This window comes from Microbacterium sp. NPDC087589 (assembly GCF_044743635.1).
Classification (GTDB): Bacteria; Actinomycetota; Actinomycetes; order Actinomycetales; family Microbacteriaceae; genus Microbacterium.
The window spans coordinates 112,075-125,424 of sequence record NZ_JBIUWV010000009.1; the positions used below are offsets into that span (position 1 = coordinate 112,075).

The 13,350-nt window shown below is 68.6% G+C and carries 14 protein-coding genes; 5 read left to right on the forward strand and 9 right to left on the reverse strand.

The window, feature by feature from the left end:
* Nucleotides 1-5 precede the first annotated feature (5 nt).
* The 3 genes from ACIOU8_RS17325 to ACIOU8_RS17335 all read right to left on the reverse strand — a co-directional run bounded on the left by ACIOU8_RS17325 (nucleotide 6) and on the right by ACIOU8_RS17335 (nucleotide 3,366).
* Entirely contained in the window at nucleotides 6-1,019 is a 1,014-nt protein-coding gene (locus ACIOU8_RS17325) for an aldo/keto reductase family protein (RefSeq protein WP_400792172.1), read from the reverse strand.
* Between the two features lie 54 nt (nucleotides 1,020-1,073).
* The gene (locus ACIOU8_RS17330; protein ID WP_400792174.1) at nucleotides 1,074-2,711 is read right to left on the reverse strand and encodes a DUF4407 domain-containing protein; all 1,638 of its coding nucleotides are present in this window, start codon (nucleotides 2,709-2,711) and stop codon (nucleotides 1,074-1,076) included.
* Nucleotides 2,712-2,799: 88 nt separating this feature from the next.
* Complete coding sequence (locus tag ACIOU8_RS17335) at nucleotides 2,800-3,366, reverse strand: TetR/AcrR family transcriptional regulator (protein ID WP_400792177.1); 567 nt, start codon at nucleotides 3,364-3,366, stop codon at nucleotides 2,800-2,802.
* A gap of 66 nt (nucleotides 3,367-3,432) precedes the next feature.
* Here ACIOU8_RS17335 and ACIOU8_RS17340 point away from each other — a divergent pair, with 66 nt between their 5' ends.
* Nucleotides 3,433-4,071, forward strand: a complete 639-nt coding sequence (locus ACIOU8_RS17340) for an NAD(P)H-dependent oxidoreductase (protein ID WP_400792179.1) — start codon at nucleotides 3,433-3,435, stop codon at nucleotides 4,069-4,071.
* Here ACIOU8_RS17340 and rlmN read toward each other — a convergent pair.
* Entirely contained in the window at nucleotides 4,020-5,309 is a 1,290-nt protein-coding gene (gene rlmN, locus ACIOU8_RS17345) for a 23S rRNA (adenine(2503)-C(2))-methyltransferase RlmN (RefSeq protein ID WP_400792182.1), read from the reverse strand. The two genes, ACIOU8_RS17340 and rlmN, sit on opposite strands and share 52 nt — an antisense overlap.
* Before the next feature lie 70 nt (nucleotides 5,310-5,379).
* On the opposite strand from rlmN, the gene ACIOU8_RS17350 reads away from it, so the two are divergent.
* The 3 genes from ACIOU8_RS17350 to ACIOU8_RS17360 are packed head-to-tail and all read left to right on the forward strand — an operon-like array spanning nucleotide 5,380 to nucleotide 7,380.
* Nucleotides 5,380-5,934, forward strand: coding sequence for a ribosomal protein L7/L12 (locus tag ACIOU8_RS17350; RefSeq protein WP_400792184.1), 555 nt, complete (start codon nucleotides 5,380-5,382; stop codon nucleotides 5,932-5,934).
* Between the two features lie 53 nt (nucleotides 5,935-5,987).
* Complete coding sequence (locus ACIOU8_RS17355; protein WP_400792186.1) at nucleotides 5,988-6,626, forward strand: bifunctional 4-hydroxy-2-oxoglutarate aldolase/2-dehydro-3-deoxy-phosphogluconate aldolase; 639 nt, start codon at nucleotides 5,988-5,990, stop codon at nucleotides 6,624-6,626.
* 1 nt (nucleotide 6,627) lies between these two features.
* Nucleotides 6,628-7,380, forward strand: coding sequence for a sulfite exporter TauE/SafE family protein (locus tag ACIOU8_RS17360; RefSeq protein WP_400792189.1), 753 nt, complete (start codon nucleotides 6,628-6,630; stop codon nucleotides 7,378-7,380).
* 70 nt (nucleotides 7,381-7,450) lie between these two features.
* Here the strand turns inward: ACIOU8_RS17360 and ACIOU8_RS17365 are convergent, their stop codons facing one another.
* The 3 genes from ACIOU8_RS17365 to ACIOU8_RS17375 all read right to left on the reverse strand — a co-directional run bounded on the left by ACIOU8_RS17365 (nucleotide 7,451) and on the right by ACIOU8_RS17375 (nucleotide 9,877).
* Nucleotides 7,451-8,281 carry an SDR family oxidoreductase gene (locus tag ACIOU8_RS17365; RefSeq protein ID WP_400792191.1) on the reverse strand — a complete coding sequence of 277 codons (831 nt, stop codon included), beginning with the start codon at nucleotides 8,279-8,281 and terminating at the stop codon, nucleotides 7,451-7,453.
* A gap of 31 nt (nucleotides 8,282-8,312) precedes the next feature.
* Nucleotides 8,313-9,074, reverse strand: coding sequence for an SDR family NAD(P)-dependent oxidoreductase (locus ACIOU8_RS17370; RefSeq protein WP_400792193.1), 762 nt, complete (start codon nucleotides 9,072-9,074; stop codon nucleotides 8,313-8,315).
* Between the two features lie 170 nt (nucleotides 9,075-9,244).
* Complete coding sequence (locus ACIOU8_RS17375) at nucleotides 9,245-9,877, reverse strand: hypothetical protein (RefSeq protein WP_400792196.1); 633 nt, start codon at nucleotides 9,875-9,877, stop codon at nucleotides 9,245-9,247.
* A gap of 137 nt (nucleotides 9,878-10,014) precedes the next feature.
* Between ACIOU8_RS17375 and ACIOU8_RS17380 the strand changes: the two genes are divergently transcribed.
* The gene (locus ACIOU8_RS17380) at nucleotides 10,015-10,740 is read left to right on the forward strand and encodes a phosphotransferase (RefSeq protein WP_400792198.1); all 726 of its coding nucleotides are present in this window, start codon (nucleotides 10,015-10,017) and stop codon (nucleotides 10,738-10,740) included.
* Nucleotides 10,741-10,769: 29 nt separating this feature from the next.
* Here ACIOU8_RS17380 and ACIOU8_RS17385 read toward each other — a convergent pair whose 3' ends face one another.
* Complete coding sequence (locus ACIOU8_RS17385; protein ID WP_400792200.1) at nucleotides 10,770-12,074, reverse strand: hemolysin family protein; 1,305 nt, start codon at nucleotides 12,072-12,074, stop codon at nucleotides 10,770-10,772.
* A gap of 94 nt (nucleotides 12,075-12,168) precedes the next feature.
* On the reverse strand, nucleotides 12,169-13,251 hold the full coding sequence (locus tag ACIOU8_RS17390) for a TerC family protein (protein ID WP_400792202.1): 1,083 nt from the start codon (nucleotides 13,249-13,251) through the stop codon (nucleotides 12,169-12,171).
* Nucleotides 13,252-13,350 lie beyond the last annotated feature (99 nt).

The following is a 13,350-nucleotide window of genomic DNA, read 5'->3' on the forward strand; positions in this document are numbered from 1 at the left end:
GGCGGTCAGACCAGGCGCGACTTCGGCGACCTCGAGTAGGTGACCTCGACGTCGCGGTCGACCGTGTCGCCCAGAGCCGTGTCGATGGCGGCGAGGGTGTCGGCGTCGAGTGTCACGCCGGAGGCCTTGACCGTGTCGGCCAGCTGCTCGGGACGCGAGGCACCGACGAGTGCCGCGGCGACGTTCGGGTTCTGCAGCACCCACGCGATCGCGAGCTGCGGCATCGACAGGCCCGCCTGCTCGGCGATCGGCTTGAGACGCTGCACTGCAGTCAGGATGTCGTCCTGCAGGAATCGCTTGATGAAGTCGGCGCCGCTGTTCGAGTCCGTCGCACGCGATCCGTCGGGCACCGGCTGACCCGGCAGGTACTTGCCCGACAGCACGCCCTGGGCCATCGGCGACCAGACGATCTGCGAGATGCCGAGGTCCTGCGAGGTCGGCACGACCTTGCCCTCGATCACCCGGTGCAGCATCGAGTACTCGGGCTGGTTCGAGATCAGCTGCACACCGAGCTGCTTCGCCAGCGCGTGCCCCTCCTGCAGCTGCTCGGCCGTCCACTCCGAAACGCCGATGTAGAGCGCCTTGCCCTGACGGACGACGTCGGCGAACGCCTGGAACGTCTCCTCCAGCGGGGTCTCGTAGTCGAAGCGGTGCGCCTGGTAGAGGTCGACGTAGTCGGTGCCGAGGCGCGTCAGCGAGCCGTTGATCGACTCGAGGATGTGCTTGCGGCTCAGCCCGGTGTCGTTCGGCCCCTTGGCACCGGTCGGGAAGTAGACCTTCGTGAAGATCTCGAGCCCCTCGCGGCGCTGCCCCTCGAGAGCCTTGCCGAGCACGACCTCTGCCGCGGTGTTGGCATACGTGTCTGCCGTGTCGAACGTGGTGATGCCGGCGTCGAGCGCCGCGTGCACCGTCTTGACGGCGGCGTCGTCTTCGACCTGCGATGCGTGCGTGACCCAGTTGCCGTAGGTGATCTCAGAGACCTTGAGACCGCTGTTGCCGAGATAGCGATAGTTGACCATGCAATAACGCTACCCGCCGCCACCGACGCCCGGGCCAGATCGCCGTGACCGGTCTCAGACCCGAGGCTCGACCAACTGCTCCTGCTCCTCGAGCGTCTGAGCCTGCGCCCGCTTCTCGGCGAGCTCGCGCTCCTCGGCCCGCGCCTGCTCCTGCGCCGTCTGGGCGGCCTCCTTGCGCTCGGCCCGCGTCTGCGGCTCCGCAGGCGAAGCATCAGCCTGAATGCCCTCTGACTGCACGGTCACGATCGCCGCTCGGTCGCGGAATCCCTCGGCGGTGACCTTGTCGAGTGCGACCTGCCTGCGGATCGCGGCCGCCTTCTCGTAGAGCGACGGGTCGCCGTACGACGTGAGCACCTTCACGAGCACCGGCAGCAGCTCGATCATGAAGAACAGCGCGGCGATCAGGATGTGCGCCCACAGGATCGTCGGCTCCTTCTCGCTCAGTCGGTTGAGGCCGCTGATCTGGCTCAGCAGACCGATGGCGCCCGCATTCCCGGATGCCACGGATTCGGCCCTCGCGTTGTACGCGGCGAGCGCGGCGTCGTAGCTGTCGCGCGCGGCGGGCAGCTGCGACTGCGCCTCCTCGCGGTTCTGCGTCTCCGACGTGCTGGTGTTCTCCTTGGCTGCGGTGCCGGCCGCGGCGAGCTCCTCGTTCGCCGTGCGCAACTGCGCGGCCAACGCGTCGTACGTCTGCTGAGCCTCGGCCAGCTGGGCCTCGGCGGCATCCGAGCTCGCACCCTCGCCGTTCACGCCGGTGCAGCCGGGAACGGTGCCGGCGCCCTCGCCCGTGAGCTCGCACTGATACAGGATGCGCGCCTGATCGATCACGGCCTGCTGCGCGGTCATCTTGGCGGTGAGGTCGTCGACGGTCGCCTGAGCGGCGGATTCTGTCGCAGACGACGAGTCGGTGCCCGCGACGATTCCGGTGGCCGCCTGGTTCTCGAGCTCGGCGACACGGTCGGATGCCGCATCCAGCGCCTTCTTCTCGGGGCCCGTCTCCAACGCCTCCTGGTCGGATTGCGCCTGCGTGATGTTCGTGGCGGCGACCTCGCGGGCGATGTCGTTGTGGAAGATCTGCAGCACGAGCGGCTCAGCGACGACGAAGCCGATGATCGCGGCCATGATCACACGCGGGATCGCGAGACCGATGAGCTTCCAGATGTTGCGCGTCGACGACATGGTCGACGTCAGGAACCGGTCGAGGTTGAAGATGATCAGCGCCCAGACGACCGCCAGCGGCACGGCCAGCCAGATCGCGGCCTGCACTCCGGTGGTCAGCGCGAACAGCATCGAGATCGCCGAGACCAGCGCGGTGCCGGCGAGCACGAAGAACATCTGCACGAAACGCGGGGTCTCGCCGGGAACCCGGTCGAGGATCTCGCCGTCCGCTCCGCCGAGGATCGCGAGCGTGCGCAGACGCGAACCCGGCACGCGCGGCGTGCGCTCTCGGGGCTGACGGCGGGGCTTCGGCTCGCGCGCGGGCGGGGTGGATGCCGCGGCATCCGGCTCAGCGTCCACTTCCGTTTCACTGCCGCGCCCGGCGTCGACCGTGTCCGGCGCCTGCAGATCGGCGCCGGTGGGCTCGTACGCACGCAGGAAGTCGAGGTCATCCGTGTCAGCGTTCGGGTCGCTGTCGAGGATGATCCGACCCTGCGAATCGAACCGTCCGGGGCGGTGAGCGGAATAGGGCATTCCGACAATCTACGAAAGGTCGCCTGTGGAAAACGTGCACGAACCCTGTGTTTCCGCCTCTGCAGGGCCGCCCGCGGCCCCGAGGAGGTCAGCGCGGGAGCATGCGGGTGAGCGCGTCGGAGCTCGCGGCGAACGCGTCGTCGAGCGAGAAATGTCCCGCGGCGCACAGCGTTCCGAGTCCGTGCACGAGGCCCCATACGCCGGTCACGCTCTGCCCGTCGAGTCCCGCGGTGACGGATGCGGCCCCCAGCAGCTCTTCGAGCTCGGCGATCAACGGGGCCATGGTCTCACTCGGCTCGCCGGGGATGCACACCGTGGGGTCGTAGATCACATCAAAGCCGTTCGGATGCTCGACCGCGTAGCGGATGTACGCGGCGCCGCCCTCGATCACCGCGGATGCCGGGTCGGATGCTGCCTGGATCGCCATCCGCACCGCGGCGACGAGGTCGGCCATGCTCCGCTCGGCGAGCACCTTGAGCAGCCCACGGCGGTCGGAGAAGTGGTGGTACGGGGCGTTGTGGCTCACATCAGCGGCGCGAGCGACCTCACGCAGGCTGATCTCCCCCGCCGGCTTCTCGGCGAGCAGCTGCATCGCCGCCGCCTCGAGAGCGTGGGCGAGATCGCCGTGGTGGTAGCCGGATCGAGAACTTGACACAAGCAACATTGTCGCCTATCTTGACAGTGTCCACCACCGCTTGACACTGTCAACATAGGAGTCCGCATGTCTTCCGCACTCGTCATCGACGGCCACCCCGACGCCCGGTCCCTCACCGCGGAGCTCGCCCGGCGTTACGCCGCAGCGCACGGAGATGCGCGCATCCTCGCGCTGCGCGATCTCGATTTCGATCCGTCACTGCGCTTCGGCTACCGCCAGCGCATGGAGCTCGAGCCCGACCTGATCGACGCCAAGCGCGCCCTCGCCGAGGCCGCGACGGTCGTGGTGTTCACGCCGCTGTGGTGGGGCTCGGTGCCCGCGCTGCTCAAGGGCTTCTTCGACCGGGCGCTGCTGCCGCAGCAGGAGTACCGCTACTCGAAGCTCGGAATGCCCGAGGGGCTGCTGCCGGCGCGCAACGGCCGCTTGTTCCTGCTCGCCGACACCCCGTGGTTCCTGACGCCCTTCACCGGGCTGCCCGCGCAGACGCACGTCGCGCGCGGCACGCTGCGCTTCTGCGGCATCCGCTCGGTGCGCACGACCCGGATGCTGGGCGTCAAGGACGCGAGCCCCGAGCGCATCACCTCATGGCTCGATCGAGCCATCACACTCGGCCGCCGAGACGGCATCCGCGATCGAGGTCGCGGTGCAGGCCCTCAGGCCATGGCGGCGGAGGCAGCCTCGTCTTCGGTCGTCGCGACGAGCTGACCGCAGGCCCCGTCGATCTCCTTGCCGCGGGTGTCGCGGAGAGTCGTCGGGATGCCGGCATCGTTGAGTCGGCGCACGAACTCGTTCTGCGCCTCACGCGTCGACGAGGTCCAGATCGAGCCGGGGGTCGGGTTCAGCGGGATCGGGTTGACGTGCACCCATCCGCGACCGCGCTCGTTGAGCTTGTCGGCGAGCAGGTCCGCGCGCCAGGCATGGTCGTTCATGTCCTTGATCAGGGCGTACTCGATCGAGACGCGGCGACCCGTCTTCTCGTAGTAGTACCGGGCGGCGTCGAGGGCCTCGTCGACCTTCCAGCGGGAGTTCACCGGAATGAGCTCGTCGCGCAGGTGGTCGTCCGGTGCATGCAGAGAGAGGGCGAAGGTGACCGGGATGCCCTCGTCGGCGAGCTTCTTGATCGCCGGCACGAGACCGACCGTCGACACCGTGATGCCGCGAGCGCTCATGCCGAGCCCGTCGGGCTGCGGGGCGACCATCGAGCGCACCGCATCCATCACGCGCTTGTAGTTGGCCAGCGGCTCGCCCATGCCCATGAAGACGATGTTCGAGACGCGCTCCATCGAGTGATCGTCGGACTTCTTGCCGCCGAGGCCGCCATCGGCGATCAGGCGGTTGGCGCGCACGATCTGCTCGATGATCTCGGCCGTCGACATGTTGCGCGTGAGGCCCGCCTGGCCGGTCGCGCAGAACGGGCAGTTCATGCCGCATCCGGCCTGCGACGAGACGCAGAGCGTGATGCGACCGGGGTAGCGCATGAGCACCGACTCGACCAGGGCACCGTCGTGCAGACGCCACAGGAACTTGATCGTGTCACCACGGTCGGTCTCGAGGCGGCGCACCTCGGTGAGCAACGGCGGCAGCATGCCGGCGACGAGCTGCTCGCGGCTGTCGGCGGGGAGATCGGTCATCTCCGCGGCATCCGACGTGTAGTGGCGGAAGTAGTGGGTCGAGAGCTGCTTCGCGCGGAATCCGGGGAGGCCGAGCTCCTTGACCTTCTCGATGCGCTCGGCCGGCGTGAGGTCGGCCAGGTGCACCGGCGGCTTGCCGCGCTTGGGGCTCGCGAACTGCAGCAGGGGGCGCCCCTCGGCATCCTTCTGCTGGGTCCAGCCCTCGGTCGCAGGGCGCACCTGCGGAGTCCCGGTGGAACGGACCGCCCCCGAACGGGACGACGCGGGTGCCGTGGCGGGGCGCGTCTCGCGCGTGCGGGGAGTCTCGGTCATACCTCCAGGGTACGCGGTGCCGGGTGGGAAGGCCCTGGGGCACGGGCACGCGCGTCCCTAGACTGAGCGAATGGACATCATCATCGCCGTCGGCGTGGTCATCCTCGTCATCGGGGTCGGCGCGGTGATCATCGGCGCAGCGCTGCGGTCCATGCGCCCCAAGGCCCCCGAGCCTCACGTGTTCACCCCTTCGCCGACGATGGCCCGCTCGGCGGCCTCGACATCGACGGCGACCGCCTCAGCGTCGCAGCTGACTCCCGCGGCCGTCGCCGAGATCGACCGGCTCGTGGCAGCGGGGCACAAGATCCACGCCATCAAGCTCTACCGCCAACACACGGGCGTGCGCCTGCAGGAGGCGAAAGACCGGATCGACCACTGGTCGGTCAGCACCACGGCCCCGCACCTCGCGGCCGTATCGAACGCCTCGGCCGTGCACTCCTCGATCACCGCGACGCCATCGTCGGTGCGCGGGGCACTGCCGGCATCCGTCTCATCCGAGGTCGACCGCCTCGTGTCCGCAGACCAGATGATCCAGGCGATCAAGCTCGTGCGGGAGCACACGGGCCTGGGCCTCAAGGAGTCGAAGAACGTCGTCGAGGCCTGGCCGCATCCACGCCAGTTGTAATTACAGGTTGCGGTCGGGGAGAATGGATGCGATCCCCCACTGAAGGAGCTCCGATGCCCGACCGTCTCTCCCGTGCCCGCGCCACCGGCGTCCTCGCCGTGCTCCGCGCGCCCTCTCCCGAGCTCGCGCTCGAGGCGTCAGAGGCGATCATCCGCGGCGGCGTGACCGGCATCGAGGTCACCTTCTCGACACCGGACGCCCCGGCCGTGATCCGTGAGCTCATCGCGCGCCACGGCGACGCCGCCTACATCGGCGCCGGCACCGTCACCACCGTCGAGCAGGCCGCCCTCGCCGCCGATGCCGGTGCGGAGTTCCTCGTCAGCCCCGGCACGCTTCCCACGCTCACCCGCGCGATGCTCGACACCGGCCGTGTCGTGATGACCGGCGCCATGACGCCGACCGAGGTCATGGGCGCACTCGAGCTGGGCGTCGACGTGGTCAAGATCTTCCCCGCCTCGCTCGGCGGCCCCTCGTACCTCGGCGCGCTCCGGGGCCCCTTCCCCGACGCCCCGCTGATGCCGACCGGTGGCGTCAACCCCGACAACCTCGTCGACTGGTTCCGCGCCGGTGCCGTCGCCGTCGGCGCGGGCGGCGACCTCGCGAACGGCGCCTCGCTCGCCGCGTCCGACTGGGCCGACATCGAGCAGCGCTCCGCTCGATTCGCCGCCGCGCTCGCGGCATCCCGCGGCTGAGGTGATCGAGCTCGCACCCCTCGCGTGGGCTGCGCTCGGTCTCGCCGCCGTCACGATCGGCATCTCGAAGACCGCGCTCCCCGGCGGCAGCATCCTGGCGATCGCGCTGTTCGCGACCGTGCTGCCCGCGCGCACATCGACCGCAGCGATGCTGCTGCTGCTCATCGTGGGCGATGTCTTCGCACTGATCACCTACCGCCGCCACGCGCACTGGCCGACTCTGCTGCGGCTGGCGCCGGCCGTGCTCGCAGGACTCCTGGCGGGCTTCGCGTTCCTCGCGCTCGCCGGCGACGGCATCGTGCGCCGCGCGATCGGCGTGATCCTGCTCGCGATGATCGCGATCACCCTGTGGCGACGGTGGCGGCAGAACCGGGCGGCGGATGCCGTGGCCCCCGCGCCCGGCGGCGTCGCGCTCTCCGGCGTCTACGGCACGCTCGGCGGGTTCACGACCATGGTCGCGAACGCCGGCGGACCCGTCATGTCGATGTACTTCCTCGCGACGCGCACTCCCGTGCAGGTGTTCCTGGGCACCTCGGCCTGGTTCTTCGCGATCATCAACCTCGTGAAGATCCCGTTCCTCGCAGGGATCGGCCTGTTCGACGAACACGTGCTGCTGATGGATGCCGTGCTGGCGCCCCTCGTCGTGCTCGGTGCCCTCGCCGGCATCCGCCTGGCGAAGCGCATGAATCAGGTGCTGTTCGACCGCATCGTGATCGTCCTGACCATCGCCGGCGCCGTCTACCTGCTCTTCTGACCCGGCTCCGCTCTTTCTGGCGATCCAGGCCGCCGTTTCGGGCCCTCTGGTCGCTGAGCCCGTCGAAGCGTCAGTCGAGGAAGATGTCGGGGAACAGCCGGTCGTCGGGAGTTCCGGGCACGGCCGCATACGTCGAGAAGTCTGTGACACCGTCGGCTTCGAGCACGTCCTCGACGATCAGCGTCTGGCCGGTGTACTCGGCTGCGGGCTTGAGCAGCACCGCGTAGGCGGCGTCGGCGTAGATGTCGGGCGTGCGGCTCGCGGCCATGACCTTGTCGCCGCCGAGCAGGTTCTGCACTGCGGCTGTCGCGATCGTCGTGCGCGGCCAGAGCGTGTTCGCGGCGATGCCGTCGCGGGCGAACTCCGCCGCGAGACCGAGGGTCACCATCGTCATGCCGAACTTCGCGAGCGTATATCCGGTGTGCGCACCGAGCCACTTCGGCGTGGGGTTCAGGGGCGGCGACAGCGACAGGATGTGCGGGTTCTCGGCATCCTTGAGAATCGGCACGGCCGCGCGCGACAGCATGAAGGTTCCGCGCACGTTCACGTCCTGCATGAGGTCGTACTTCTTCGCACCGAGGTCGAGCGAGCGCGAGAGGTCGATGACGCTCGCGTTGTTGATCACGATGTCGATACCGCCGAACTCGCCCTGGGTCTTCATCACGGCCTCGGTGATGTCGTCGTCGTCGCGCACGTCGCCGACGATCGGCAGCGCCTGGCCGCCGGCGGCCCTGATCTGCTCGGCCGCCGAGTGCACCGTGCCCTCGAGCTTCGGATGCGGAGTGTCGGTCTTCGCGAGCATCGCGATGTTCGCGCCGTCGGCCGCTGCGCGCAGCGCGATCGCGAGGCCGATGCCGCGGCTTCCGCCGGACATCAGGATGGTCTTGCCTGCCAGTGACATGGATTCTCCTTGGAGCGTGGGGGCTTGAGGTTTACTTCGGCGCCATGCGGATCGCGCCGTCGAGGCGGATCGTCTCCCCGTTGAGATAGCCGTTCTCGACGATCTGCTGCACGAGGGCGGCGTATTCGCCAGGCCGCCCGAGGCGCGAGGGGAACGGCACCTGCTGGCCGAGCGACTCCTGCGCGGCCTGCGGGAGGCCCATCAGCATCGGGGTCTCCATGATTCCGGGGGCGATGGTGCAGACGCGGATGCCGTAGCGGGCGAGCTCGCGAGCGACCGGAAGGGTCATCGCGTGCACGCCGCCCTTCGAGGCCGAGTATGCGGGCTGACCGATCTGACCGTCGAAGGCCGCCACGCTCGCGGTGTTCACGATCACGCCGCGGTCGCCGTCGTCTGTCAGATCGTTCTTCGCGATCACGGCCGATGCCTGCGAGAGGACGTTGAAGGTGCCGACGAGGTTGATACGCACGATGCGCTCGAAATCGGCGAGCACCGCGGGGTTGCCCTCGCGGTCGAGCACCTTGGCCGGCGGGGCGATGCCGGCACAGTTGACCACGATGCGCAGTGGTGCTGCGGCCTGAGCTGCGGCGACGGCCGCGGCGGCATCGTCGGCGCTCGTGACGTCGCCGCCCGCGAAGACTCCGCCGAGCTCTTCGGCAATCTCGGCTCCGGCAGACGAGGGCAGGTCGAGAATCGTGACGACGGCGCCTGCGGCGGCGAGGGTTCGTGCGGTGGCGAGGCCCAGACCGGACGCACCGCCGGTGATGAGAGCACTCGAGCCCTGGATCTGCATGCGGTTCTCCTTCGAAACGTGTGCGACTCAGTGTCAGCTTAGCTGACCCCGAGTTTCAGGTGACACGTCGGAAGAGCGGCTCCGTCGACTGTGTCGATCCCGAGCCTACGCCGCACACGCCGAAGAGGCGGAGCCATGCCGGCCCCGCCTCTTCAGAGCGACTCGCGGGATCAGACCTCGATCTGCGCGGCGATGCCCTTCAGCTTGTGCCGTGCGAGCGCGAGGTTCGCCGCCGCACTGTTGAGCACGAGGTAGATGAAGAGACCGTTCGCGCCCGTCGTGTTGAGCACGTTGATCAGGTGGTACTGCGAGCTCAGGGTGATGAGGATGTCGTCGATCTCGTCGGTCACCCCGAGGTCTCGCATCGTGGCGAGCTTGGCGCGCACGACGTTCGAGTTGCCGGCCGCGGCGATCCCCAGGTCGAACGAGGGGCTGCCGCCCTGGGCCAGCGCCATTCCGCTGCCGTAGTCGACGATCGCGGCGCCCGTGGCGCCCTCGATGGCCAGCAGCTGCTGCAGGGCGTCGTCAAGTGAACTCATGTTGTACTGCTCCTCAATGGTGATGCGTGCGCTCTCGGCGGTGTCGCCAGGCGCGGATGCCTCAGCGTCTCCACTCCAGATCCACTCCACGAACTGGTCGAGATCCCGTTCGCCGGATTCCTGCGACGACACCGCCGGAGCCTTCGGCAGCCCGACCGCGGCAGCCTGTGCGGCGTCCGGCTCGGGCACCCCGGATGCGGGCGAGGAGGCGTCGGCATCGCTGCCGTGCCGCCGCCACCACTGCGATCGGGACGAAACGCGCACGAAGACCTCTGTGTGTCGAGTGGGATGGATGATGCGGCCGCCGACGGCGACCGGGACTGAGACTAACCGCAGATGAACCCCGATAACCGGGAGAATACGTGCATACCGATATACGTTCAGACACGGAGCGAGCGACCATGAGCATCCCTTCCGCCACGACCGAGATCCCGCCGACAGTGCTGTCTCTGGCCGCGGGCGCCGCGCTGACGCCGGTGTGGCTGAACGGCATCGGCGGGCTCACCTTCCGCACCGACGACGGGCGCTACATCAAGTGGGGACCGCACGATGCAGAGGCGAACATGCACGACGAAGCCGAGCGGATGCGGTGGGCACGGCAGTGGATCTCCGTTCCCGAGGTCCTCGATCAGGGCGAGGACGACGCACACGAGTGGCTCGTCACCGTCGCGCTCCCCGGACACAGCGCGGTGGACCACCGCTGGAGCGAAGACCCCGAGGTCGCGGTCCGCGCGGTCGGCGCCGCCCTGCGGACGATGCACGACTCGCTGCCCGTCGAGCAGTGCCCCTGGGCGTGGGACCCTGCGTGGCGAATCGCGAACGCCGAAGAGCGCGGCGTCACGCTGCCGGCCGACCTGCACCGGCCCCCGCCGGTCGACAGGCTGGTCGTGTGCCACGGCGACGCATGCATGCCGAACACGCTGCTTGACGACACCGGCAGGCCGCTCGCGCATGTCGATCTCGCGGCCCTCGGCGCAGCCGACCGCTGGGCCGACATCGCCGTCGCCTCGATGAGCACCGAGTGGAACTTCGGCCCCGGCTGGGCAGACACGCTCATCGAGGCCTACGGCATCGCCCCCGATCGGGAGCGGCTCGAATACTACCGCCGGCTCTGGAACGAGACCTGAGGCTCAGACAAGAGCCTCAGGCCCGACGCTCATGCCTGCGTGCCGCCCTCTGCGTCACCCGTCTCGGTGTCCTCGTGCAGGACCACCCGGATCTCCGCGATCCGTCGCCGGTCCACGGCGGTGACGCGGATCGTCGCACCGGGCACCTCGACCGAGTCGCCGACCACCGCGAGGCGTCCGAGCATCTCGGTCACGAAACCGGCGACCGTGTCTGACGCGCCTCGGGGCAGGGCGATGCCGGTGATCTCGGCGAAGTCCTGCAGGTTCAGGCGTCCGTCCAGGGCGCCGCCGGCATCCTGCATCCGGTCTTCCGTGTCGTACTCGTCGAAGATCTCACCGACGACCTCCTCGACGAGGTCCTCGAGCGTCACGATGCCGTCGGTGCCGCCGTACTCGTCGACGACGACAGCGATCTGGTGTCCGGCCGCGCGCATGCGGGTCAGGGTCGGCAGCACGCCCGCGGTCGACGGCACGTACTCGACCGGGCGCATGAGGCCGAGCACTTCGCGCGTCTCGTCGTCGTGCGCGGCCTCGAAGAGGTCGCGCACGTGCACGAAGCCCACGATGTCGTCGAGCGACGCGTCGATCACGGGATACCGCGAGAACGGCAGCTCTCTGACCTGCGGGATCGCCTCGGCCAGCGTCGCCGCCCCGTCGAGTGCGACGACCTCGGGGCGAGGCCGCATGACCTCGCTCACCTGGCGACCGCGCAGTGACAGCACGTCGTCGAGAATCCGACGCTCGTCGTCGGGAAGGCTCTGATGCGTCGCGACGATGTCGCGCAGCTCCTCGTCGCTGAGCTCGTCGGCGGCCTTGTTCGGATCACCGCCGAGCAGGCGCACCACGGCGTTCGTCGACACCGAGAGCAGCCAGATGACCGGGCGCATGATCGTGGCGAAACCGTCGAGCACCGGCGCGACGGCATAGGCGAACTGGGCGTTGCGCTGGATCGCGAGTCGCTTGGGCACGAGCTCACCGAGCACGAGCGAGAGATACGCGATCACGAGCGTCAGCAGCACGGTCGCCAGCGTCAGGGCCAACGGCGCCGCGACTCCGAGGTTCTCGAGCAGCGGCGCGACCGACGGGGCGATCGAGGTCGCACCGTATGCCGCCGACGCGAAGCCCGCGACCGTCACGCCGATCTGCACAGCCGAGAGGAAGGTGTTCGGGTTGCGAGCCAGGCTCGCGACCTTCTCGCCGCGCCTGCCACGAGCCGCGATCGCATTGATCTGGCTCTCACGCAGGGTGACGAGCGCCATCTCGGTCGCGGCGAACACACCGCCGACGAGCACGAAGACGAACACCAGGGCGATGTTCACCGCGAGGTCGCCCATCAGCGGGTCACCTCGAGCGATGCGGGGGTGCCCGAGGTCATTCGGGCACCGGGTCTGTCAGGGTCTGCGGACGCGTCTGAGCGGCGCGACTGGTTCACGAGTGTTCCTTCTTCGTATCGGTGGTGAGGGATGCAGAGGGAGAAGCGGCGGAAGCGGCGGCGGGTGCGTCGTCGTCCGCGACAGGTGCGGATGCCGCGTCGAGCGCGTCGCGCTTGTCGTCGCGTCGCGTCTTCATGAGGCTCGCGATGGTGGCGACGGCGATGGTCGCGCCGATGAAGACCAGCGAGAACCAGATCGGGATCTCGGGCACCCACAGCAGCGGCTCGCCGCCGTTGATGAACGGCAGCTCGTTGACGTGCAGAGCGTGCATCACGAGCTTCACACCGATGAAGGCGAGGATCACCGCGAGGCCCTGGGCGAGGTAGACGAGACGCTGCAGCAGACCGCCGATGAGGAAGTACAGCTGGCGCAGACCCATGAGAGCGAACGCGTTGGCCGTGAAGACGATGTAGGCCTCTTCGGTCAGACCATAGATCGCAGGGATCGAGTCGACGGCGAAGATCAGGTCGACGAAGCCGATCGCGATGATCACGAGGAACATCGGGGTGAAGAAGCGCTTGCCGTCACGCTTCACCGTGAGGCGGTCACCGTTGTACTCGTCGCTCACCGGCAGGATACGGCGCACGAGGCGCATGAAGCGGCCGTTGGCCGGGTCGGACTCGCCGTGCGCGAATGCCTGTCGGTACGCGAGGAACAGCAGCAGGGCGCCGAACAGGTAGAAGATCCACGAGAAGTTCTCGATCAGCGTGGCGCCGAGGGCGATGAACCCACCGCGCATGATCAGAGCGATCACGATGCCGATCATCAGCACCTTCTGCTGATACATGCGGGGCACCGCGAAGCCCGTCATCACGATGAGGAAGACGAAGAGGTTGTCGATCGACAGCGCCTTCTCGGTGAGGTACCCGGCGAAGTACTCGCCGCCGTACGTCCAGCCCGACACGGTGCCGATGCCGACGCCGAACAGCAGCGCGAGGCCGATGTAGAAGGCCGACCAGCGCGCGGACTCGCCGATGGTGGGCTCATGCGGCTTTCGCACGTGGGCGAAGAACTCGTACACGAAGAAGGCGATCGTGATGACGATCGTGATGATCCACACGAGGGGCGTGATGTTCAAGGAGGTCTCCAAAAGACGAGGCGTGACGGTGTCGACGCCAAGGTCTTCTCCATCCTCGCGAACGAGAACCGGGGACCCGGGATGCAGGGACATCCGTAA

Excerpts from the sequence above, each read along its gene's own strand:
- ACIOU8_RS17325 (WP_400792172.1), bottom strand. The coding sequence starts at position 1,019 with ATGGTCAACTATCGCTATCTCGGCAACAGCGGTCTCAAGGTCTCTGAG.
- ACIOU8_RS17330 (WP_400792174.1), bottom strand. The coding sequence starts at position 2,711 with ATGCCCTATTCCGCTCACCGCCCCGGACGGTTCGATTCGCAGGGTCGG.
- ACIOU8_RS17340 (WP_400792179.1), top strand. The coding sequence starts at position 3,433 with ATGTCTTCCGCACTCGTCATCGACGGCCACCCCGACGCCCGGTCCCTC.
- rlmN (WP_400792182.1), bottom strand. The coding sequence starts at position 5,309 with ATGACCGAGACTCCCCGCACGCGCGAGACGCGCCCCGCCACGGCACCC.
- ACIOU8_RS17350 (WP_400792184.1), top strand. The coding sequence starts at position 5,380 with ATGGACATCATCATCGCCGTCGGCGTGGTCATCCTCGTCATCGGGGTC.
- ACIOU8_RS17355 (WP_400792186.1), top strand. The coding sequence starts at position 5,988 with ATGCCCGACCGTCTCTCCCGTGCCCGCGCCACCGGCGTCCTCGCCGTG.
- ACIOU8_RS17365 (WP_400792191.1), bottom strand. The coding sequence starts at position 8,281 with ATGTCACTGGCAGGCAAGACCATCCTGATGTCCGGCGGAAGCCGCGGC.
- ACIOU8_RS17370 (WP_400792193.1), bottom strand. The coding sequence starts at position 9,074 with ATGCAGATCCAGGGCTCGAGTGCTCTCATCACCGGCGGTGCGTCCGGT.
- ACIOU8_RS17380 (WP_400792198.1), top strand. The coding sequence starts at position 10,015 with ATGAGCATCCCTTCCGCCACGACCGAGATCCCGCCGACAGTGCTGTCT.
- ACIOU8_RS17385 (WP_400792200.1), bottom strand. The coding sequence starts at position 12,074 with ATGGGCGACCTCGCGGTGAACATCGCCCTGGTGTTCGTCTTCGTGCTC.